Annotated in this window: 13 protein-coding genes and 1 other RNA gene; 10 read left to right on the plus strand and 4 right to left on the minus strand. The window is 35.3% G+C overall.

Annotated features, from left to right (window positions below; genetic code table 11):
* Positions 1 to 721: 721 nt before the first annotated feature.
* Positions 722 to 1864: a GGDEF domain-containing protein gene (locus CQZ96_RS17910; RefSeq protein WP_105714699.1), complete on the plus strand. Its 1143-nt coding sequence runs from the start codon at positions 722 to 724 to the stop codon at positions 1862 to 1864.
* On the opposite strand, the gene CQZ96_RS17915 is transcribed toward CQZ96_RS17910, so the two are convergent.
* Positions 1861 to 3135, minus strand: coding sequence for an MFS transporter (locus CQZ96_RS17915; protein WP_105714679.1), 1275 nt, complete (start codon positions 3133 to 3135; stop codon positions 1861 to 1863). The genes CQZ96_RS17910 and CQZ96_RS17915 overlap by 4 nt on opposite strands.
* A 194-nt stretch (positions 3136 to 3329) precedes the next feature.
* A complete protein-coding gene (locus CQZ96_RS21715) occupies positions 3330 to 3533 on the minus strand; it encodes an amino acid transport protein (RefSeq protein WP_105714678.1) in 204 nt (67 codons plus the stop codon).
* A 204-nt stretch (positions 3534 to 3737) separates the two neighbouring features.
* Between CQZ96_RS21715 and def the strand changes: the two genes are divergently transcribed.
* Positions 3738 to 4217, plus strand: coding sequence for a peptide deformylase (gene def, locus CQZ96_RS17920; RefSeq protein ID WP_105714677.1), 480 nt, complete (start codon positions 3738 to 3740; stop codon positions 4215 to 4217).
* A gap of 76 nt (positions 4218 to 4293) precedes the next feature.
* Here the strand turns inward: def and glpK are convergent, their stop codons facing one another.
* Positions 4294 to 5775 carry a glycerol kinase GlpK gene (glpK, locus tag CQZ96_RS17925; RefSeq protein WP_105714676.1) on the minus strand — a complete coding sequence of 494 codons (1482 nt, stop codon included), beginning with the start codon at positions 5773 to 5775 and terminating at the stop codon, positions 4294 to 4296.
* Positions 5776 to 5905: 130 nt separating this feature from the next.
* Between glpK and ssrA the strand changes: the two genes are divergently transcribed.
* Positions 5906 to 6264: a transfer-messenger RNA gene (gene ssrA / locus CQZ96_RS17930) on the plus strand.
* A gap of 183 nt (positions 6265 to 6447) precedes the next feature.
* Complete coding sequence (locus CQZ96_RS17935) at positions 6448 to 7590, plus strand: tyrosine-type recombinase/integrase (RefSeq protein WP_105714675.1); 1143 nt, start codon at positions 6448 to 6450, stop codon at positions 7588 to 7590.
* Positions 7591 to 7760: 170 nt separating this feature from the next.
* Here the strand turns inward: CQZ96_RS17935 and CQZ96_RS17940 are convergent, their stop codons facing one another.
* The gene (locus CQZ96_RS17940; protein ID WP_105714674.1) at positions 7761 to 8708 is read right to left on the minus strand and encodes a hypothetical protein; all 948 of its coding nucleotides are present in this window, start codon (positions 8706 to 8708) and stop codon (positions 7761 to 7763) included.
* 796 nt (positions 8709 to 9504) lie between these two features.
* On the opposite strand from CQZ96_RS17940, the gene CQZ96_RS17945 reads away from it, so the two are divergent.
* The 6 genes from CQZ96_RS17945 (at position 9505) to CQZ96_RS17970 (ending at position 18049) form a co-directional block, all read left to right on the plus strand.
* A complete protein-coding gene (locus CQZ96_RS17945; RefSeq protein WP_105714673.1) occupies positions 9505 to 10380 on the plus strand; it encodes a YagK/YfjJ domain-containing protein in 876 nt (291 codons plus the stop codon).
* Positions 10381 to 10482: 102 nt separating this feature from the next.
* Complete coding sequence (locus tag CQZ96_RS17950; protein WP_146113228.1) at positions 10483 to 10779, plus strand: hypothetical protein; 297 nt, start codon at positions 10483 to 10485, stop codon at positions 10777 to 10779.
* A gap of 289 nt (positions 10780 to 11068) precedes the next feature.
* A complete protein-coding gene (locus CQZ96_RS17955) occupies positions 11069 to 12334 on the plus strand; it encodes a hypothetical protein (RefSeq protein ID WP_228722732.1) in 1266 nt (421 codons plus the stop codon).
* A 63-nt stretch (positions 12335 to 12397) separates the two neighbouring features.
* A complete protein-coding gene (locus CQZ96_RS17960) occupies positions 12398 to 15139 on the plus strand; it encodes a type VI secretion system Vgr family protein (protein WP_105714671.1) in 2742 nt (913 codons plus the stop codon).
* Positions 15132 to 16148, plus strand: coding sequence for a T6SS immunity protein Tli4 family protein (locus tag CQZ96_RS17965; protein WP_105714670.1), 1017 nt, complete (start codon positions 15132 to 15134; stop codon positions 16146 to 16148). Before CQZ96_RS17960 ends, CQZ96_RS17965 begins: the two co-directional genes overlap by 8 nt.
* An 11-nt stretch (positions 16149 to 16159) precedes the next feature.
* Positions 16160 to 18049, plus strand: a complete 1890-nt coding sequence (locus tag CQZ96_RS17970) for an esterase/lipase family protein (RefSeq protein ID WP_105714669.1) — start codon at positions 16160 to 16162, stop codon at positions 18047 to 18049.
* Positions 18050 to 18237 lie beyond the last annotated feature (188 nt).

Here is an 18237-nt window from a genome sequence, read left to right on the forward strand (position 1 = left end):
ATTTTAATCAAGCTTAAAACTGAATCCAAATGATTTTGGGATGGTGATAACAACGTGATTTGGGCATTGAATTTAAATGACAATATTGATGGTGTGCAGTTTAAAAGAGTATGACAATCAATACAGTGATTCAGGGTAGTTTAATTGGATATTTCAAGTTTGGATTCTGCTAAAATGATGTTTCAAATTGTGAGCTTTAAAATTGATTTTTTGAGTATGTTTAAATATAGGTTAAAAATAAATTAGGATAAATTAACAATAAAACCGATTAAGGCGACATATCTTATTTTAAAAGTGCTTGTATCCAGCTCTGCGTATATGTCCAAATAGGCTAAAGGTTGACGGATATCACCAGTAAAATAAAAATAATTCCATTCGGCCAAAGCATGTAAGTAGAATCCCTTTGTTTATTGAAATATTAGGAAAAATTTAAAGTTCAAATTGATAAAATAAGCGTGATAAAATGATTGTTATTTGGAAAATATTTACAAATAACATAAAGGATTAATATCCTAACCTTAAGGTTTATTTAGAATAAAAATCTATATTTTTGAAATACACTTACATAAAATTACTAGAGTGTTATATTTAAGTGATCAATACAGATAAATAAAACAACGGATAGAAATTCACAATTTTATGGAATAGTTATTATATGGAACAAAAACATAGAGCGGCGATACAGTCCTCAACGGAACACTTCACCCATGACGTCATGATCATGAATTGGAGTAATCTTAAGAAGTGTAGCCTTGTGCTCCTCTTGGGAGGTATTGCTGTTTTATCGTGGATTGTCTGGTGGTTTTTTAGCAACAGTCAAGTTGAATTACAAGCTTGGATTAATCAAGATTTTTATCCAACCTATATGAAATTATTATCTTTAGCCGCACTGGGTTTTTTTGCACTTATTTTTATTATTCGTGCTTTAAGTAAAATTACTATTTTTGAAATAATAATACCGTATATAACCGTTGCATATTTTGGTCTTATTTTTGTTTTTGGCGCACATTGCATCGGGATTTTTAGCCCAGCATCAAGTGCAGGTTATGTCAGCTTAGTCACAGTGGCACTGGTATTATTTGAACGAAAAGTAGTGTATCTAATCGTCATTCCAATCACTTGTTTTATGTTGATCAGTCTTGGATTAAGCCTGACGAATAAAATGACGTATGCACCAATTTTTAGTGAATATTTACAATCCATGTCGCTATATAAAAATACATTTTGGGTATTTTGCATGTTGTATTTTTATATTCCAATTTTTTTTGCAAGTCTGGTTTTATTCGAGGTTCTTTTAATTCAATGGCGCAAAAGAGAGCAAATGATCCAGCAAATTAGCGTTCTAGATCCACTTACAGGCATTTATAACCGAAGGAGGATTGGTGAGAATATTGATTTATTAAAACAGCAGCAAAGTTCTTTTGCGATCGTGTTATTAGATTTAGATTACTTTAAGAGTGTTAATGACCAGTATGGACACGATATTGGGGATGCAGTTTTAAAACAGGTTGCAAAAATTTTGACTGAAAATATTCGTGAACAGGATGTTGTTGGACGATTTGGGGGGGAAGAGTTTATTATTCTCATGAGCAATGGTGCATTAGAAAATGCGCTGAGACTTGCTGAGAGATGCCGTCAAGCAATTGAAAAAGAAGAAATACGATTAGATCATCAACAGACGCTCAAAGTGACGGCAAGTTTTGGTGTCGCAGTATCAACGAATCCTTTTTTATCAACAAAAGAAGAATTGATTCGTCAGGCTGATCAGGCCTTATATCTGGCAAAAAACAATGGGCGTAATCAGGTTTGTCATTTCTTTGAAGTAGAGCTTACCCATTCATTCGGATACAAACAACGCGGTTAAACCGTTTCAAAATTTTTGCGATAAACTACACTTGTCATAAGGGTGATTAGACAAAGCACAACAATATAGTACACAGCACCTATATCGCGATATAAACTCAGCCATTGGACCAATGGCAGGGTTAAGCCGCCTGCAATTGCGTATGCAACATTGTATGAGAATGAAATTCCTGAAAAGCGAATTGGAGCGGGAAACATCTTGACCAAGCTATAGGAAACCACACCGACTGTGCCAGAAAATAGTCCAAGCAACATGTACAATCCGAAGATTGTTGAATGAGCGGCATGACCTAAACTGTAATAAAAAAGCACTGCAGTGATTGCCACACTGAGCGATCCCAAACAAATCACACGCCCAGCACCAAAACGATCAGCGAGCAAACCTGCCAATATGCAACCCAACATTTGCATCAGAATTGCCATACTTTGCATCTGAAATGCATCCGCACGTTGAAAGTTAAATGTGGTAGTCAGTAAATTGGGGGTAGATAGGATAATTACTACAACACAACCAGTTAAAAACCAAGTGAACAGCATCCCAATGACAACAGCAGATTTATGGGATACCAAAACTTGCTTGATGGGTAAATCTTTTGAGAGTTCTTTACGCGCCTGCATCGCTTTAAATACTGGGGTTTCTTTAAGATAACTTCTTAGATATAAGGCAATTAATCCAAAAACTCCGCCGACTATAAACGGGAGACGCCAAGCCCAAGCATGGATTTCTGCTTCGCTAAACTTAAGCGAAATAAACAGCGACATCAAAGCGCCCAGTAAGATCCCCAGTGACAAACCTGCGGTAAGCAAACCATTGGCAAAACCAATTTTCTTTGTTGGTACATGCTCTGAAACAAATGTCCATGCTGCGGGAATTTCTCCACCAATCGCAATGCCTTGAACCACGCGCATCAACAACAGTAGCAGTGGAGCAGCTAAACCAATGTCTGTATAAGTTGGCATTAGACCGATAAACAAAGTAGGGAGTGCCATCAATAATATGGATAAACTAAACAGGCGTTTACGTCCTACGAGATCACCAAAATGCGCCATGATCACGCCACCTAAGGGACGGAAGAAATATCCTGCGGCAAAAATTCCGTAAGTATTCAGCATTGCCCAAAAAGGACTTAAAGAACTAGGGAAAAATAGTTCAGCAATGATTTTTGCGTAAAATACATAAATGACGAAATCATAAAATTCGAGCGCACCGCCCAGAGAAGACAATGCAAGCGTTCTTTTTGCTTCCTTATTGAGGCCCAATTTTTCGTCCATGATGATGCAATGCCTTAAAAGAGATATTGAATGTGAATGTAATCATTTTAATTGACTATTTTTTACTTAAAAAATCAATATTTATTTTTATGCATCCTACTTATTTTTATAGGTGATCGAGGCGGCTTAAAAATCATTTTTGCTTTAAAAGCATTGCGCTAAGCTAGATTCTAATAGATTTAAATATTGATCACTTACATGCGAATTAACCACGGGATAACACTCAGAATAATACCGCATACAGACATAATCATTGTATTTTCAATAAAATAAGGAAAAATCATCAAAGTGATGCCACAGATAAAAGGCATGTTCATTCGCTGTCTTTTTCCATAGATAAAATAGCCTAAGCTAATTGAGCTAAAGATCAAGCCTAAGAATAGGGGTGCTGTATTCATTATTTTCAACGATAGACTGGACGCTTGTTATTTACACGATCATGATTAAAAATGGCTTAAAAGACAAGCTGTCATTTGGCTTGGGTAAATAGAAATTCATTTGTACATAACCTACATACTTTTGCACAATAATTGAATTGGAAAGCGCATTTCAAATGCTACACTCATCTTTATTCAATTTACATTTAATCAAGGTACAAGATAATGAGTGCCGTGTTACCTGTCGCCCAACGTGGTGAAGACGTTTTAAAATTAATCGCAGCGCCTGTGGCTGAAGCTGAGTTTTCAAGTACGTGGTTAAACGAATTATCCAAGGCCTTACAGACCACCATGTTAGAGCGTAATGGTGTGGGGATCGCCGCACCACAAGTCTATGTTTCTAAACGGGTGATTATTATTGCTTCAAGAGCGAACCCTCGCTACCCAGACGCACCTGAAATGGATGCAATCACAATGATTAATCCTGAAATCTTAGAGCAGTCTGAACAGACCATCTTGGGTGAGGAAGGATGTTTAAGTGTGCCGAATGAAAGAGGGCAAGTGGCTCGTGCTGAAGCAGTTACTGTACAATTTTTCACGCTGACTGGCGAAAAGATTATCCAGCAGTTTCATGGTTTCCCTGCACGCATTGTGCAACATGAAATCGACCATTTAAATGGGATACTGTTTGTTGAAAGACTTTAAACTGAGTAAGCTTGGCTAAAAATATATCTTGAATTTTAGCCAAGCTTTTCTACGTAGAATTGCTAATTGGATATTGTTAATTGGACTTCGCGCGCTGCAAAGCACCATTCCATAAGCTTAGGTGATATTGTCTTTGGTCTGCGCTCATCTTCGGCTCAAAAGCGCGATCTAATTGCCAAGATTCGGAAATTTCACTGAGATTATTAAAAACACCTGCCTTTAATCCTGCCAATGCAGCAGCACCCCAAGCGGTAGATTCTAAAAGTTTAGGGCGTAGCACAGGTACATTTAAAATATCTGCCTGAAATTGCATTAGCATATCATTTTGGCTTGCGCCACCATCCACACGTAATTGTTTTAAGGGTTGTGCAATATCCGATTGCATTGCAGTTAACACATCAGAAACTTGGAATGCAATGGATTCTAAGGCAGCTCTGGCAATGTGTGATTTATTGGTTCCACGTGACATTCCACAGAGTAAAGCACGTGCCTCACTGTCCCAATGTGGCGCTCCCAAACCTGTAAAGGCTGGAACCAGAACGACACCATCAGTAGTGTCAACTTGGCAAGCTAACTTTTCAACTTCAGCACTATTTTTGATAATTCCTAAACCATCTCTTAACCATTGCACAATCGCACCAGCCATAAATACACTGCCTTCTAAGGCATAATGGGATTGGTCTTGGCATTTCCACGCTAAGGTGGTGAGTAATTTATTTTTACTATATTGAATATCTGTTCCGGTATTGAACAGCATAAAACAGCCTGTCCCATAGGTATTTTTGGCTGTTCCAGCTTCAAAACATGATTGCCCAAAGAGTGCAGACTGTTGATCACCTAATACGCCACAAATTGGAATTTCCGCACCAAGAAGCCCTGTGGCGGTATTGGCAATATAACAATCAGATTGAATGATTTTAGGTAGAACACTCGCCGGGATATTAAATAATTCAATTAATTCCGCATCCCATTGCTGTGTTTTTAAATCCATCAACATGGTACGTGAAGCATTACTTGCTTCGATGACATGCTCTGAACCCTGGGTTAAATTCCAAATCAACCAGCTGTCGACTGTACCGAATGCGACATGATTTTGTTCAGCCAGTGCTCTTAAGCCTTGCACATTTTCCAATAACCAAACCAGTTTTCCAGCACTAAAATAAGGATCTATTCTTAATCCTGTTTTTTTATGAATTTTTTCAGATAAATTGTTTTGAACTAACTGATTGCACCAGTCTGTAGCGCGTCGGTCTTGCCAAACGATGGCAGGGGCAAGTGGTTTACCTGTTCGCTTATCCCAAACTACAGTGGTTTCACGTTGGTTGGTTAAACCAAGTGCTTTAATGTCTTTGGCCAATAGTCTTGCCGATGCGATTGCTTGCTGTACGACGGTGATTTGTGTGGTCCAAATCTCCATGGCATCTTGCTCAACCCAGCCCGAATGTGGGGTTCTAATTTGGGTTTCCCGCTGAGCAGAGGCATATACCTTTCCATGCTCATCGAAGATAATTGCTCTGCTAGAGGTCGTTCCTTGATCAAGTGAGAGTAAATAGCTCATCTTTTTTATATTTGTCCCTTGAAAAATAGTGATAGTAGCGCAATTATAGAACTAGGCGCATCATTTGATATAAATGTAGTGAATTATCTGCTTAATTTGCAACAATTATGTTATAATGGCCGTGTTATCTGGGGATGTTATTGGCTTCGACGCCGATGATGAAGCTCATAGATGCATGCCGAGAGCGCATTTTCTCTCGTAAATCAAATTTGCATATTTTAGTCGCAAACGACGAATCTTACGCTCTAGCTGCCTAAGGGCAGCTTGTCCGCTTCACTGAATACTTGTGGTCAGTGGACCCGACTGTAGCGCACGCACACAAGTCCGTATAAAGTCAAGCCTCGGGGCTTTATACTAAACTTAGAGGATCGCGTTTTGTACCCTGTTCGTCGGGTCACTTAATGTTAAAATAATTGACGATATCTAAGCATGTAGTATTCTCGAGTGTAGTGTTGGCGGACGCGGGTTCAACTCCCGCCATCTCCACCAAAATTCAATTCAGAGAAGTTTGACTGAATGTAAAAAAGCCTTTAAGTTCAATACTTAAAGGCTTTTTTATTTGCCTGTTTGTCCGATATCATCCGACTTGATTTGACCTAATTTTTGCCTTCTCTGGGTAATTATTGGGAAAATTTACCCAATTATTTTAGTCTAGATAAAGGGTAAATACTGATGAAGCTTACCGATACAGAATGCAGAAAAGCACAGCCAAAAGAAAAACGATATCGCCTTTCGGATGAGAATGGTCTATCACTTCTCGTAACGCCATCAGGGCAAAAATACTGGAACATACGCTTTACTGTTCTTGGTGAGCGTAAGTCAGAGTCACTTGGTCAATATCCTGATATGAGTTTAAAGAAAGCAAGGGAGCTTGCACTTGAACTGAAATACAAATATTCCAAGTCAGTGTTGCACGAGGAAATTAAGCCATTTTTTAAAGAGGTAGCAGAAGATTGGTTTGATAATCAAAGAGAAACTTGGTCATCCAAACATATTAGTAATGTGCGAGCATCTTTAGATGAGCTTTATATTGCTCTGGCCAATAAACGTATTAATCAAATTCAAGCTCCAGAGATTCTGCAAATCATTAAAAAGATCGAAGCTAGAGGCTCATTAGAGGTGGCTAAACGTACTTTGTCTCGTTGTGGTATGGTCATGAAATATGCCATAGCTCATGGCTATAGATTCGATAATCCGGCAAGTGATTTGGTTTATGCACTCAAAAATAAAAAAGTGAAGAACCTAGCTTCATTATCAGAAAGTGAAATGCCTGAATTTTTAAGAAAAATTAAAACTTATCCAGCAGATGCCCAAACTCACCATGCAATAATTATGATCATGCTTACTGGTGTTCGAGTAAGTGAGTTGCTGCAAGCACGTTGGGATGAATTTGATCTGGAAGAGCGTAAATGGGATATCCCTGCTGAACGTATGAAGAACGGTTTACCCCATCGTGTACCCATAACAGATATGATGATTGATGAGCTTCAGGCACTGCGTCTGACACATAATCAAGATCTACTATTTCCACATCGTTTAAATAACAAAGAGCCTATGCGTAGTGAATCAATTTTAGCTGTGATCAAACGGTCGGGCTATGCGGGTCGAATGACCACGCATGGATTTAGATCATTATTTAGTACAGTAGTGAATGAATCGAATTTATTCAATCCTGATGCAATTGAGCGGCAACTTGCCCATGTGCCACAGAACCGTATTCGCTCTGCATATAATCGAGCGCAGTATTGGGACGAACGTGTAAAGATTATGGAGTGGTATGGGGAGCAAGTAAAAAATTGGTTGCTAAAATTATAGCGTGAAAAAAGAGGCTGAAAAGCCTCTTATCTTTAGGAGATTAAATAGTTATGCAACGTGAAACAGATATGGAGGAGGAAGCTGTATTTTCAATTTAATGTATCACCGCTATGCCATTGAATGTGACTTCTAACCGTTGCTAAAGTCAAAAGTCGATCTAGAGGAACTTGCTAGTATTTTAACTTCCCATCCTCATCACACATTTCTTTTAAATACATTTGATGAATTAATTCCTCTAATATTTCGTTTTCAGTTTTATTCTTGAAATCGGATAGTTTTTTTAATTCTGATTTTGCTAACTTTGTTAGCGGTAAGTGATAAGGTTTTTTTATTTTATCTGCTGCTCTGAATTTCCTTTGACTCCAAGCTTTATAAAGTTGATTTGTTAATAAATAATGATAATCTTTGTCGAAATATAATAGATAATCAAGAAAGGAGACTATTAAATTTTGATAATCATAATTTTTTTCTGGAATAAATCTTATTCTCCTAAAATCTTCATTTTTATCTCTTAGATAAGAATGTGCCCATATTAGAAAGTCCTTATCTTTAAGATTTTTAGAGTTATTGTGATAATTTTTGGAAATTATATTCAAATTTATTTCTTTAATACTATTTGTTTCTGATATTGATGTTCTTCTTTTATCTATAGTTAATTGATAAATAAGATAGAAGTATGGGTTCTGAAAATATTGAAAAGTAGATTCTGATCTTCTTCTATTTATTTGATCATTATTTATGTAGTTCAAAGCAAAACTGCATAAACGTGTATCTTCTTTTAAAAATATAAAGATATCGATGTTATTAATAGATTTTTTTGTTTCATCTATGTTTTTAAAAAAAGATTCTAATATTTCTCTATCATTAATTTCTTTTAGTTTTATTTTAATAAGATCTTTTATTCCATCAATACTTTTATATTCTTCAATATCTCTAAAGGAAAGGTTTTGTCGATCATATCCACGTCTTCGGTTTGAGTCTCTACGGGATGAAAGGTCAGTTCCTTCTGCATGTTTAAGAACTTCATTATAGATCCAGATCATATCTTCATCATCGTACTTCTTTAACTTTTCGTCGATGATATCAGGTATAGAGCTTTCAACATTAAACCCAGACATTAAACATTTCCTTTGTAGTATTGTGCGTAGTATTTATAGTAATATTTTAGCATAATTTTAGATGTATTTTACAAGTTTTTGATGAAGTTTGTTATATGCATTATCGTATGTATAGTAACGTTTTTCATAAATTTTACAAATTGAAAGAACCTTGTTGACATAATTTTTTATGATTTAGTTTTTTCTTATTAATCTTTTTAAAGCCTCAGGAATTGATCAAATTGGTAATAGTAGTAATTTAAAGTTTCAATAATTATCGATGCATCGAACTTATCTGATTGTCAAAGTTAGCTATCTAAGATCGTATTAGACCAATATTTCTACGTTATGCTAAGCAATTGAGTCAGGAGTGAATTTTCGAAATATCATAATAGGTTGGCTTGAATTGGGTTTATTTTTGGAAGAGAAAATGTATTGATAGTTAGATATAAATAAACTGGGTGACTAAAGCCATTAGATTTATGCTGATAATATTTATCTAAATAACGGATAAAATACGCTTGATGCTTTTTTAGTTTTTATTGTGATGTTTTAGTGTTTTAACTTATTTTAGATGGTTTTAATGTTTTGTCTTGATGGGTGTTGTGATTTTTCATCAAGGGTTATTAATATTATTATCTTAGTTTAATCAATTCCACTTAGTAAATATACTCTAATACTACTAGTATCTATTCTTCTAAGTAATTGGATTGAAATAATAAGTAAGTTTTAAGCATAACTAAATGCGGCTTGTTCAAACAGTAAAAGATTACATGATGGTTATTTCTATGAGATAAAACTTTCATAGGTAATCAACATGAGTGAATCAGTTAACGAATCAAAAGTATTAATCGAGATTGAGTGTTTTGTAGAAGACATCGTAGGTAAAAAGGATCAGCCTAAAAAATTCTATGAAGATTTAATGGAGCTACTGATTCAATTTGATCAAATCTATAGTCCACCTTTTTATTATTCCGCGTCCATAGGAATATTCCTTGAGTTAATTAATGATTTCGATGAATCCTTGGAATTTGGTTGCCGCTCTTTGTTACTGAAGAGATTAAAACAGATCCCCTTTGATAAAATACAACGAAGTTTTAAAGTACATTACCGCAGACATGAACGCCAATTGCGTGATCATCGTTATGGTGAGTCTCAAAATACAAAGCAGTTAATTGCACGTATGAAAAAAGTCAGTGATGATTATTCTCGTATCTTGGTTGTACGAGTTGATTTAGCCTATCCGCTTAAACATCAAGTTCAAGTAGGTATTAAAGAATTTAGTCATCATATGAAGATATTAAGAAAAAGAATAAATGATCAAGATAAAATCTTTAAAGGATTGATCGAATCTGCTTGGGCATTAGAGCAAGGCACTGATAAGGGCTATCATTGTCACTTGTTATTGGTCTATAAGGGCAGTGAGCACTGTAAGGCTTATGGTATAGCAAAACAGGTGGGTGATTTATGGAAGTCTATTACGGGTGATTTAGGCTGTTATTTCAATTGCCATGATTCTAACTATCTCAAACAGTTCTCTGATCGAAATACTTTAGGGATTGGGATGATTCATCGTAAGAATAAGGATGAAGTGAATAATATGTTGAATACCGTGAAATACTTAGTTCGACCTGAAAAAGAAAATCAACATTTGCGAGTGAAGTGTAAACAACGTATGCGGACATTTGCATAATTAAAAAAATCTTAGACCTACATTATCTAAGGGAGAAACACTCGTTCTCAAACAGGTCTGTACTAATGCAAACCTGTTTTGACTAATTCTGAGATAAATATTATGCAAATTCATTGTCCTTATTGCCACTCCGATCAAATCCATCGAATGACTCAACATGTTCCATATGAACGTAATGAGAACCCGAAATCTTTGAATGCTTCAATCAATATGGCGAGCATCGGTGCTACCTTAGCCAAAAACTTACCGACACCTATTCCTATTACCCCATGGGTAGGAGGTCTAGCAGGTGCAGTGATTGGCGGGATTTTTAGTAGAGTATTTGAGCCACCTGTACATTCAGCACCTATACCTATGAGTTACTTTTATTGTGCCAACTGTCAGCAAAGTTTTTATTGAATGCAGTGCGAAACTTAGAGTTTAGGTGTTAAATAAAAAGAAGCCGATTTGTATAATTTACAAGTCGGTTTGTTTGAAAATAAAAAAGAGCCAATAGTTCTTTTTTTGTTTGAGAAACTTGATCTCAAGCAAAATAATGAAGACATAGTTTCTCAAAAGCTAGTGTAATGTTAATTTTGTTCATTATTTTGGATACGATCACTTATTTGAAAAATTATGATATGAGCATTCATTGCATATTTTTTAATTTGAGCAGAACTTGAACAACTAATTTCAAAGGGTAATCTATATGGGGTACGATACAATGGGGAAGCATAAACATTTTAAAATAAAAACAATCAAGGATTGGGAAGGTGAAGACTGGGATGTGTATGAAGAATATAAAACTTCGTCTGGTATTATTCTTTATAGAGGATGGAATTACGGTACGGAATCACTATTTGGTGCTGGGAGCATGTGCTATATTTTGACATCTGAAATTGCAGAACTTATAAAACATCATAGTCGGTTGGATGTTGCAAAACTTTTGGGTATAAGCGTTTATTTAGTCGGGAAGTTTCGTCGACTTTTAGAGATTCAAAATCAAGTTTTCACTAGGGATGATGTATGGCTAATTGAACACCAAGATGAAATTTTATATGACAGCTTAAATACCTTAAGAGAAAAATATAGTTTAACAGGAAACCAAGTCTATAAGCGGAGGAAATGGTTAGCTGAACTTATACAACTTCCTGAAGGAAGAAGAAAATTACGAAAAATTTCAGCAGATGATTTATTAGAAAAAAATTTCCAACAGCATAGAGAAGCCGTTTTAGGTATGAACCTAAAACAAATCATGGCAACGTTCAATGTGCGTAAATATATTGCCATTAAATATTATAATCGTGCACGACAAGAGTTAGGTGAATTAAGCTTTTCTGAGCAAATAGAAAAAGATAAGAATGAAAAAAGTAACTGGATGCATCAACACCGTACTGAACTTTTGGATTCAAATTTAACGACTGAGGAATTAGCTGATAAATTTAAAACTCCTATTCATCAGATATATACCATACAAAAAAAATTAAAAGAATTTTATAATATTCCAACATACCAGGAAGATAAAACTCAATGGCTTTTAGATCATCAAACAGATTTACTAGAATTAAAGTTAAGTAACCAAGAACTAGGTTTAAAGTTAGGTTTACGTTCTGAGCAAATTGCATCAAAACGAATACAACTGAAGAAATTACTTAATCTTCCGCAACGGATTGAATCACTCTATGCTTGGCGAGAAGAACACCAAGAAATAATATTATCAATGCAACTTAGTATTCCAGAGATTGCTAAAAAGTTAAATCGAAGTGAGGAATATATTGAGCGAACTCGAATGGAAATGCGTAAAAATTTAAATATATCAGTACTTGATCAAAAAAGAGAATGGGTCAAACAGCATCAACATGATCTACAAACACTGACGATTGCTCAAATGAGAGAAAAATATCAATTAGGACGCTATACCGTTCAAACTTACCGTAAAATATTAATAGGACTGAAACAAAATGAAAACGAATAGAATTTGAGCATAAATAACCATTGTGCTAATATTTCCCTATTAATAATAAGGTTATAAATAACAATGTTAGATAACATTTTTGGCATTTTAGACAAATTAGGCTTCGGAACACAAAAACGTGCAATCAGTGCGCAATTTTCAAATTCACAACTCAATTCTCAAATTATGTTACAGCGCATTGATGGTTACCATGGCATTAATGAAGGGATGTCATCAGAACTGATCTGCCTATCAACGAATCCATTTATAGAATTAAAACAATTCATTGGTTGTCAAATAGCTGTTGATCAGGTAACCGATTCAGGCAGATTATTTAGAACTACAGGTATTATTACAGGCGCTTCACAAGGACAATCTGATGGTGCTTTGAGTCTATACCGTTTGACCATGCAAGATCCTACAAGTTTATGGCATAAACGACGTAATAGCCGTGTGTTTATGAATAAGAATGTTATTGAAATTGTTGAAGTAATTTTCAGGGAATGGCAGTCAAAAAGTGCTTTATTTGCTTCCAGTTTGAAACTAGACACCAGTGGTTTAACCAAGACTTACGATGTCCGCCCTTTTTCTATGCAATCGAACGAAAGTGACTATACTTATTTAACGCGATTAATGCGTGAAGAATCAATTAATTGGCTTGTTGATGAATCGAATTATATTGTATCAAGTAATAGTCAAAGTATTGAACCACAAAAACTTCGTTTAGTTGATGACAATGCGCAATTTAAGGCAATTGAACGCAGAAGCATACGCTATCATCGGTCGAATGCGACAGAACAGTTTGACAGTATTACGAGCTTTATCGCACAACGTAGCTTACAGCCTACAGCTATACATGTACAACGCTGGCAGGCTGATAGTTTAAGTCAAGAAGATGCCAGTGGATCAGTACTCAGTACACATAAACACAGTTCTAATAGAGATAATGAGAGTCTAAGCTTAGAACAAGCTTGGAGTATTTCACCTGCATGGATTAGTGATCTTAAAGGAGAGGATCAATCCACAAAATCAGGTAATAATCAACTTGATAAGTTGAATAAACAAATGAATCAGTACCAAGCTTTACAGTCTAAGTATTTCACTGCACACAGCAGTGTTCGAGATACTCAAGTTGGCTTTTGGTTTCAGCTACTGGATCATCCTGAGCTTGAGAAAAATCATGCTTCTAATGATTGTGAGTTTTTGATACTCAATAAACATTATTACAATCAGAATAACCTTCCAAAAGATTTAAAAGATCAATTGGATAAATTGCTGAAACTTAGCCATTGGGAAACGAGTAAAGATAGTGAGCAAGAACGCCAAGCCAATGAATTAATGGTTGTTCGTCGAAGTATTGCCGTTGTTCCTGAATACCATCCATTACAACATCGTCCTGTTGCACATGTACAAAGAGCTAAGGTCACCACAGATGGTGAAGAAATTCATGTGGATGAATGGGGGCGCATTAAAGTTCGTTTCTTATTCACTCGTACAGATGATCATAGCCATGATGGAGGTGCAGGTTCAAATGATAATGATACAGACTCTGCTTGGGTAGATGTACTCACTCCTTGGGCTGGTGAAGGTTACGGTGCTCGATTCTTACCTCGAAAAGATGAAATTGTAGTTATTGACTTTTTTGATGGCAATATAGATCGTCCATTTGTCACAGGTCGTATTCATGAAGCACATCGAAATCCAACCAAGTTTGATATCAAAGGACAATTGCCTGATACCAAAAAACTCAGTGGAATACGATCAAAAGAAGTGGATGGTGAAGGATTTAACCAACTGAGATTTGATGATACGACTGGCCAAATAAGTACCCAACTTCATAGTAGTCATGGCGTAACTCAGCTTAATCTGGGGAATCTAAGTCATCCTAAGGAAACTGCTCAGAGTGATGGTCGTGGTGAAGGATTTGAGTTAAGGACGGATAATTGGGGAGGGATTCGTGCTCCAAAAGGGATATTGATAACAACTGAAGAAGATGGTGATGCTGCTAATCATCAAATGTTACGAACCGAGTTAGAAAGTGCTCTATTGGCTGCACAAAGTAATAATGAAAATATTCAAGAATTAGCAAAATCACATAAGGCTCAAGAGCCCGATTTAGAGTTACAGAAAAAAATTAATCAAGATATTCCTAAATGGGATGGAAGTGATGAAACTCCTTTCATTGTTCTACATTCAAATGATCATTTTATTGTAAATAGCTCCAAAGGAACATTGATCCAATCTGCTGACCATATTGAGTTATCAACTAATCGTAATGTACAAACCTTTACTGGGAATAATGTACTAACAAATGCTTTAGGTAGTATTAGTTTATTTGCTCAACAAAAGGATATTGATTTAAAAGCAGGCCATGGGAATGTAAATATTCAATCTCAAAGTGCTGAAATGACTTTGGCTTCTCAAAAGTTGATGCATGTCTATGCATTGGATGATTTAGTAAAAATTGAAAGTGGGAAAGGAATTCTTATTACTTCAGGAGGCGGTTACATCAAAATTGAGGGGGGTAATATAGATATTGTTTGCCCTGGTACAATTAGTCTGAAAGCTGGACAGATTTGTACAATGTCAGGTAGTAGTTTAAATAGTGAACTAGCTCAAATGCCTCAAGCCCAAGCCTCTTATGATGAACAATTTATTGTCAGAAATAGAGCAGGCGTTGCCCAGCCTAATGTTAAGTATAAGATTGTTACTGAGGATGGGAAAACGATCACTGGTGTAACGGATGCAGAAGGTAAAACACAAAAAATATCCTCTCTTTCAATGGTTAAGGCAGAGCTTGAAATTTTAGGAAAAAAAGATGATTAAAAAGTTACTAATTACTTTATTGGTCACTACTGCCCTGAGTATTTCAGGTTGTGGTTATGCAGCAAATAACAAAGAATCAGGAAAAACAATGATTGACTTAAATAATATGCAAGATTGGTGTGTTGGGCGTTATACTTTTAAATTACCTAAAGATGCAGAAATTATAGATGAAACAATAAATTATGATACATTTAAAATTGAAACAATGACAAAGGTAACTAGGGGTGAATTTGATGAAGCTATTCGAGAAATAGAAAAAAAGTATAATACGAAAGAGGATTTTATTAAGGATAAGACTCCTTTAGAAACAAATGGCAATATTATTTCAAAAATTATCTGGGGGCATTCAACTTTTGCTAATGGAAGACTACCAGTAGATGTTTATGCTTTTGTTTATGATCAATCATTAAATACTCTTTTTAAAATTACAGGTTCTTATTCCAAAAAAAATGAAGATAAAAGTATTAATGGAATTAAGTATCTTGTAAAAAATTTGAAGGCTCGAAATAATAATAAAATACCATTGGAATCTGGAATTTGTTTTAAAAATGGATTTATTAAAGATGAAGGTAAGGCATATAAATTTACTAGACAGAAAGTAGGTTTTAATTTTTCAAGAGCTCCTTCAGTTACTATTATTGCAGAAACAGAAGCAATTTATAAAGCAGAAGATAATTTAATAATTCGAACCGAAAAAAATCTTCAAAAAAGTCCAAACTATTTAAAAACAAAAAATAATTCTCAAGATATAAGGAGTGGTGCCAAAATTATAAATCAAAAAGCACCAATCAATGGACTTGAGTTGGTTACTCAAGTACCAATGGAGGGCGGTACAGGAATAATTGCTACTTGGGAACATGCTGGTACAGTTTATTCAGCTTTAGATCCTTTAATTTCTATCACTGTTGATACAGCTAGTACAAATAACAATGCTAGATCCTCAAGTATACCTAATCACAATGGGCTTCAAATGTATGAAGCTATTATAAATTCTTTAAGAAAATTTTAGGATAGTGAAAAATGAGCTTTGAACATGATCCGTATAATACTGAAAACAATGAGAAGTTTGTTTCTCAAACAACACCAACTAAGACAGAAACCTTATGTAAAGTAACTTTACCTGCAGAGTATGTTATTCCGATAATTTTTATTCCTGGAATTATGGGATCGAATATTAAAGACAAAAATACTGGACAACATGTGTGGTATCCCCCAAATACTACTAAAGAAGGATTAGATGCCTCTACTGCTGGAGAGCAACGTGATGCGAGAACAAGACAAAGAGAGTTAAATCCTGAAACTACTATAGTTGGACAAGATGGTTTTATCGATGAGGATGATATAGAGGATATTAAAGGCTTTGATAGAACAAAAGCATTAAATAGAGGTTGGGGCTCTGTATGGTGGAAAGGGTATTCTAAAATACTAATTTATATGGAAACATATTTAAATCAAGAAATAGTAAAAGGTACTCCCAGCGCTAAAGATTTAAAAGATCCTGATTTTTTTTCAGGAACTAAAGAGTGGAAAAAAATAGTCGCAACTAAATCAAAGTCATGGTTTGGTAAAAGTGATAAAAGTAAGCTTGAAGATATAATAGAAGATTGGGGGCCTCTTAAAAAAGATATTGAACTTTTAACTAAAGAATTACACGGTAAGTTAGCCAACTATAGTTTTCCTATTTTTGCAATTGGCTATAATTGGTTACAAGATAATGATCAATCTGCAAGATATGTAGCAGAGATGATGAATCGCTTTGTAAAACCACAAATTAAGAAAGAATTTCCAAATCAAGAGTTTAAAAAATTTATAATTGTTACCCACTCTATGGGGGGCTTAGTTACGCGGGCTTTGATTCAAAATGATTCTGTTAAAGACGATATCTTGGGTGTGATGCATGGTGTAATGCCTGCTAGTGGCGCTCCTACAGTTTATCAACGAATTGTTAGAGGTTGGGAGGGAGGAGAAGTCGTTGATGGAATGTTAGCTAGTTATATAGCAAACAAGAGTAGAGAGGTTTTTGGGGCAACATCTGAACGACTTATGCCTGTTTTAGCCAATTCTCCAGGCGCTTTACAATTATTACCATTCGCTAATTTTTTACAACATAAAGATCAGCAAGGTCAACAGTCTAAAGCATGGCTCACTTTAAGCGCGAGAAATCGTAATGGTCAAGTGGTCACTGCCCGTTTACCTAAAGAAGACCCTTATGGAGAAATCTATACACGTACAGACACTTGGTGGAGTATGATTAATGAACAGTTTTTAGATCCAGCAGGTATTTTAAATGCCCAAATAGATCAAGAAAATGGAATCGGAATAGCTGATTTTTACTTAATAAATGTAAAAAAGGTACAAGATTTTCATATCAAAATATCAGACAGTTACCATCAGAATACTTATGCACACTATGGGCGAGATGAGGAGCATCTTGCTTATAATGAAGTCCTATGGAGCACGGAGCAAAGTCTACCAATAGATACAGCAGAGGATCTGATTGAATATCGAGGTTATGCAAAGCATGGAGCAGAAAAAGAAGAAATTGAAGATGAATCACAAATTGAAATTTCACCACCTCCAACTGATGAAGACATTGCAAGAACAATAACGCTGGAACCAATTGTAGTTACGGCTAAAGCACATGATGGTTTTGGACACTTGTTTGAGAGAGATAGTTTTAGAACAATCGAAGATACAGAAGGTAATTTAGTTACATTTAATATTAGAATAATGCCTACTTCACCTGGAGATGGAACTGTTTGTGGCGAGTCAGGCGCAGATGTTGAAAAAAGGAATTTGAAGCAGGTGTTTGTAATGCGTGGTTTAGATCATGCAGCAAGTTATGATGATAAAAATGTGCATAGAAGTACCATTTTTTCAATTGCAAAAATAATGGAAAATATTTGTTAGTATTTAAATTTAGTATGTAAATATGATTGTAATTAGTTTTTTGTGATTAAAACTAATTTAGAAGACTGGTAGTATTTTTAATAAAATAGTCCTCTTGCTTTAGTTCAAATTTGATGAGGTATTCCCTTTGCTTTATAAAGCATAACTTAATGACTAAAGCACCTATTTGTTAAGAGGTCATAATTACT

The organism is Acinetobacter sp. MYb10 (assembly GCF_002980175.2).
Taxonomy (GTDB): Bacteria; Pseudomonadota; Gammaproteobacteria; order Pseudomonadales; family Moraxellaceae; genus Acinetobacter; species Acinetobacter guillouiae.

What these genes read in the sequence shown, in the direction of transcription:
- CQZ96_RS21715 (WP_105714678.1), bottom strand. Translation starts at nt 3,533, where the DNA reads ATGAATACAGCACCCCTATTCTTAGGCTTGATCTTTAGCTCAATTAGC.
- CQZ96_RS17960 (WP_105714671.1), top strand. Translation starts at nt 12,398, where the DNA reads ATGTTAGATAACATTTTTGGCATTTTAGACAAATTAGGCTTCGGAACA.
- glpK (WP_105714676.1), bottom strand. Translation starts at nt 5,775, where the DNA reads ATGAGCTATTTACTCTCACTTGATCAAGGAACGACCTCTAGCAGAGCA.
- CQZ96_RS17970 (WP_105714669.1), top strand. Translation starts at nt 16,160, where the DNA reads ATGAGCTTTGAACATGATCCGTATAATACTGAAAACAATGAGAAGTTT.
- CQZ96_RS17950 (WP_146113228.1), top strand. Translation starts at nt 10,483, where the DNA reads ATGCAAATTCATTGTCCTTATTGCCACTCCGATCAAATCCATCGAATG.
- CQZ96_RS17965 (WP_105714670.1), top strand. Translation starts at nt 15,132, where the DNA reads ATGATTAAAAAGTTACTAATTACTTTATTGGTCACTACTGCCCTGAGT.
- CQZ96_RS17910 (WP_105714699.1), top strand. Translation starts at nt 722, where the DNA reads ATGAATTGGAGTAATCTTAAGAAGTGTAGCCTTGTGCTCCTCTTGGGA.
- CQZ96_RS17915 (WP_105714679.1), bottom strand. Translation starts at nt 3,135, where the DNA reads ATGGACGAAAAATTGGGCCTCAATAAGGAAGCAAAAAGAACGCTTGCA.
- def (WP_105714677.1), top strand. Translation starts at nt 3,738, where the DNA reads ATGAGTGCCGTGTTACCTGTCGCCCAACGTGGTGAAGACGTTTTAAAA.
- CQZ96_RS17940 (WP_105714674.1), bottom strand. Translation starts at nt 8,708, where the DNA reads ATGTCTGGGTTTAATGTTGAAAGCTCTATACCTGATATCATCGACGAA.
- CQZ96_RS17945 (WP_105714673.1), top strand. Translation starts at nt 9,505, where the DNA reads ATGAGTGAATCAGTTAACGAATCAAAAGTATTAATCGAGATTGAGTGT.
- CQZ96_RS17935 (WP_105714675.1), top strand. Translation starts at nt 6,448, where the DNA reads ATGAAGCTTACCGATACAGAATGCAGAAAAGCACAGCCAAAAGAAAAA.
- CQZ96_RS17955 (WP_228722732.1), top strand. Translation starts at nt 11,069, where the DNA reads ATGGGGTACGATACAATGGGGAAGCATAAACATTTTAAAATAAAAACA.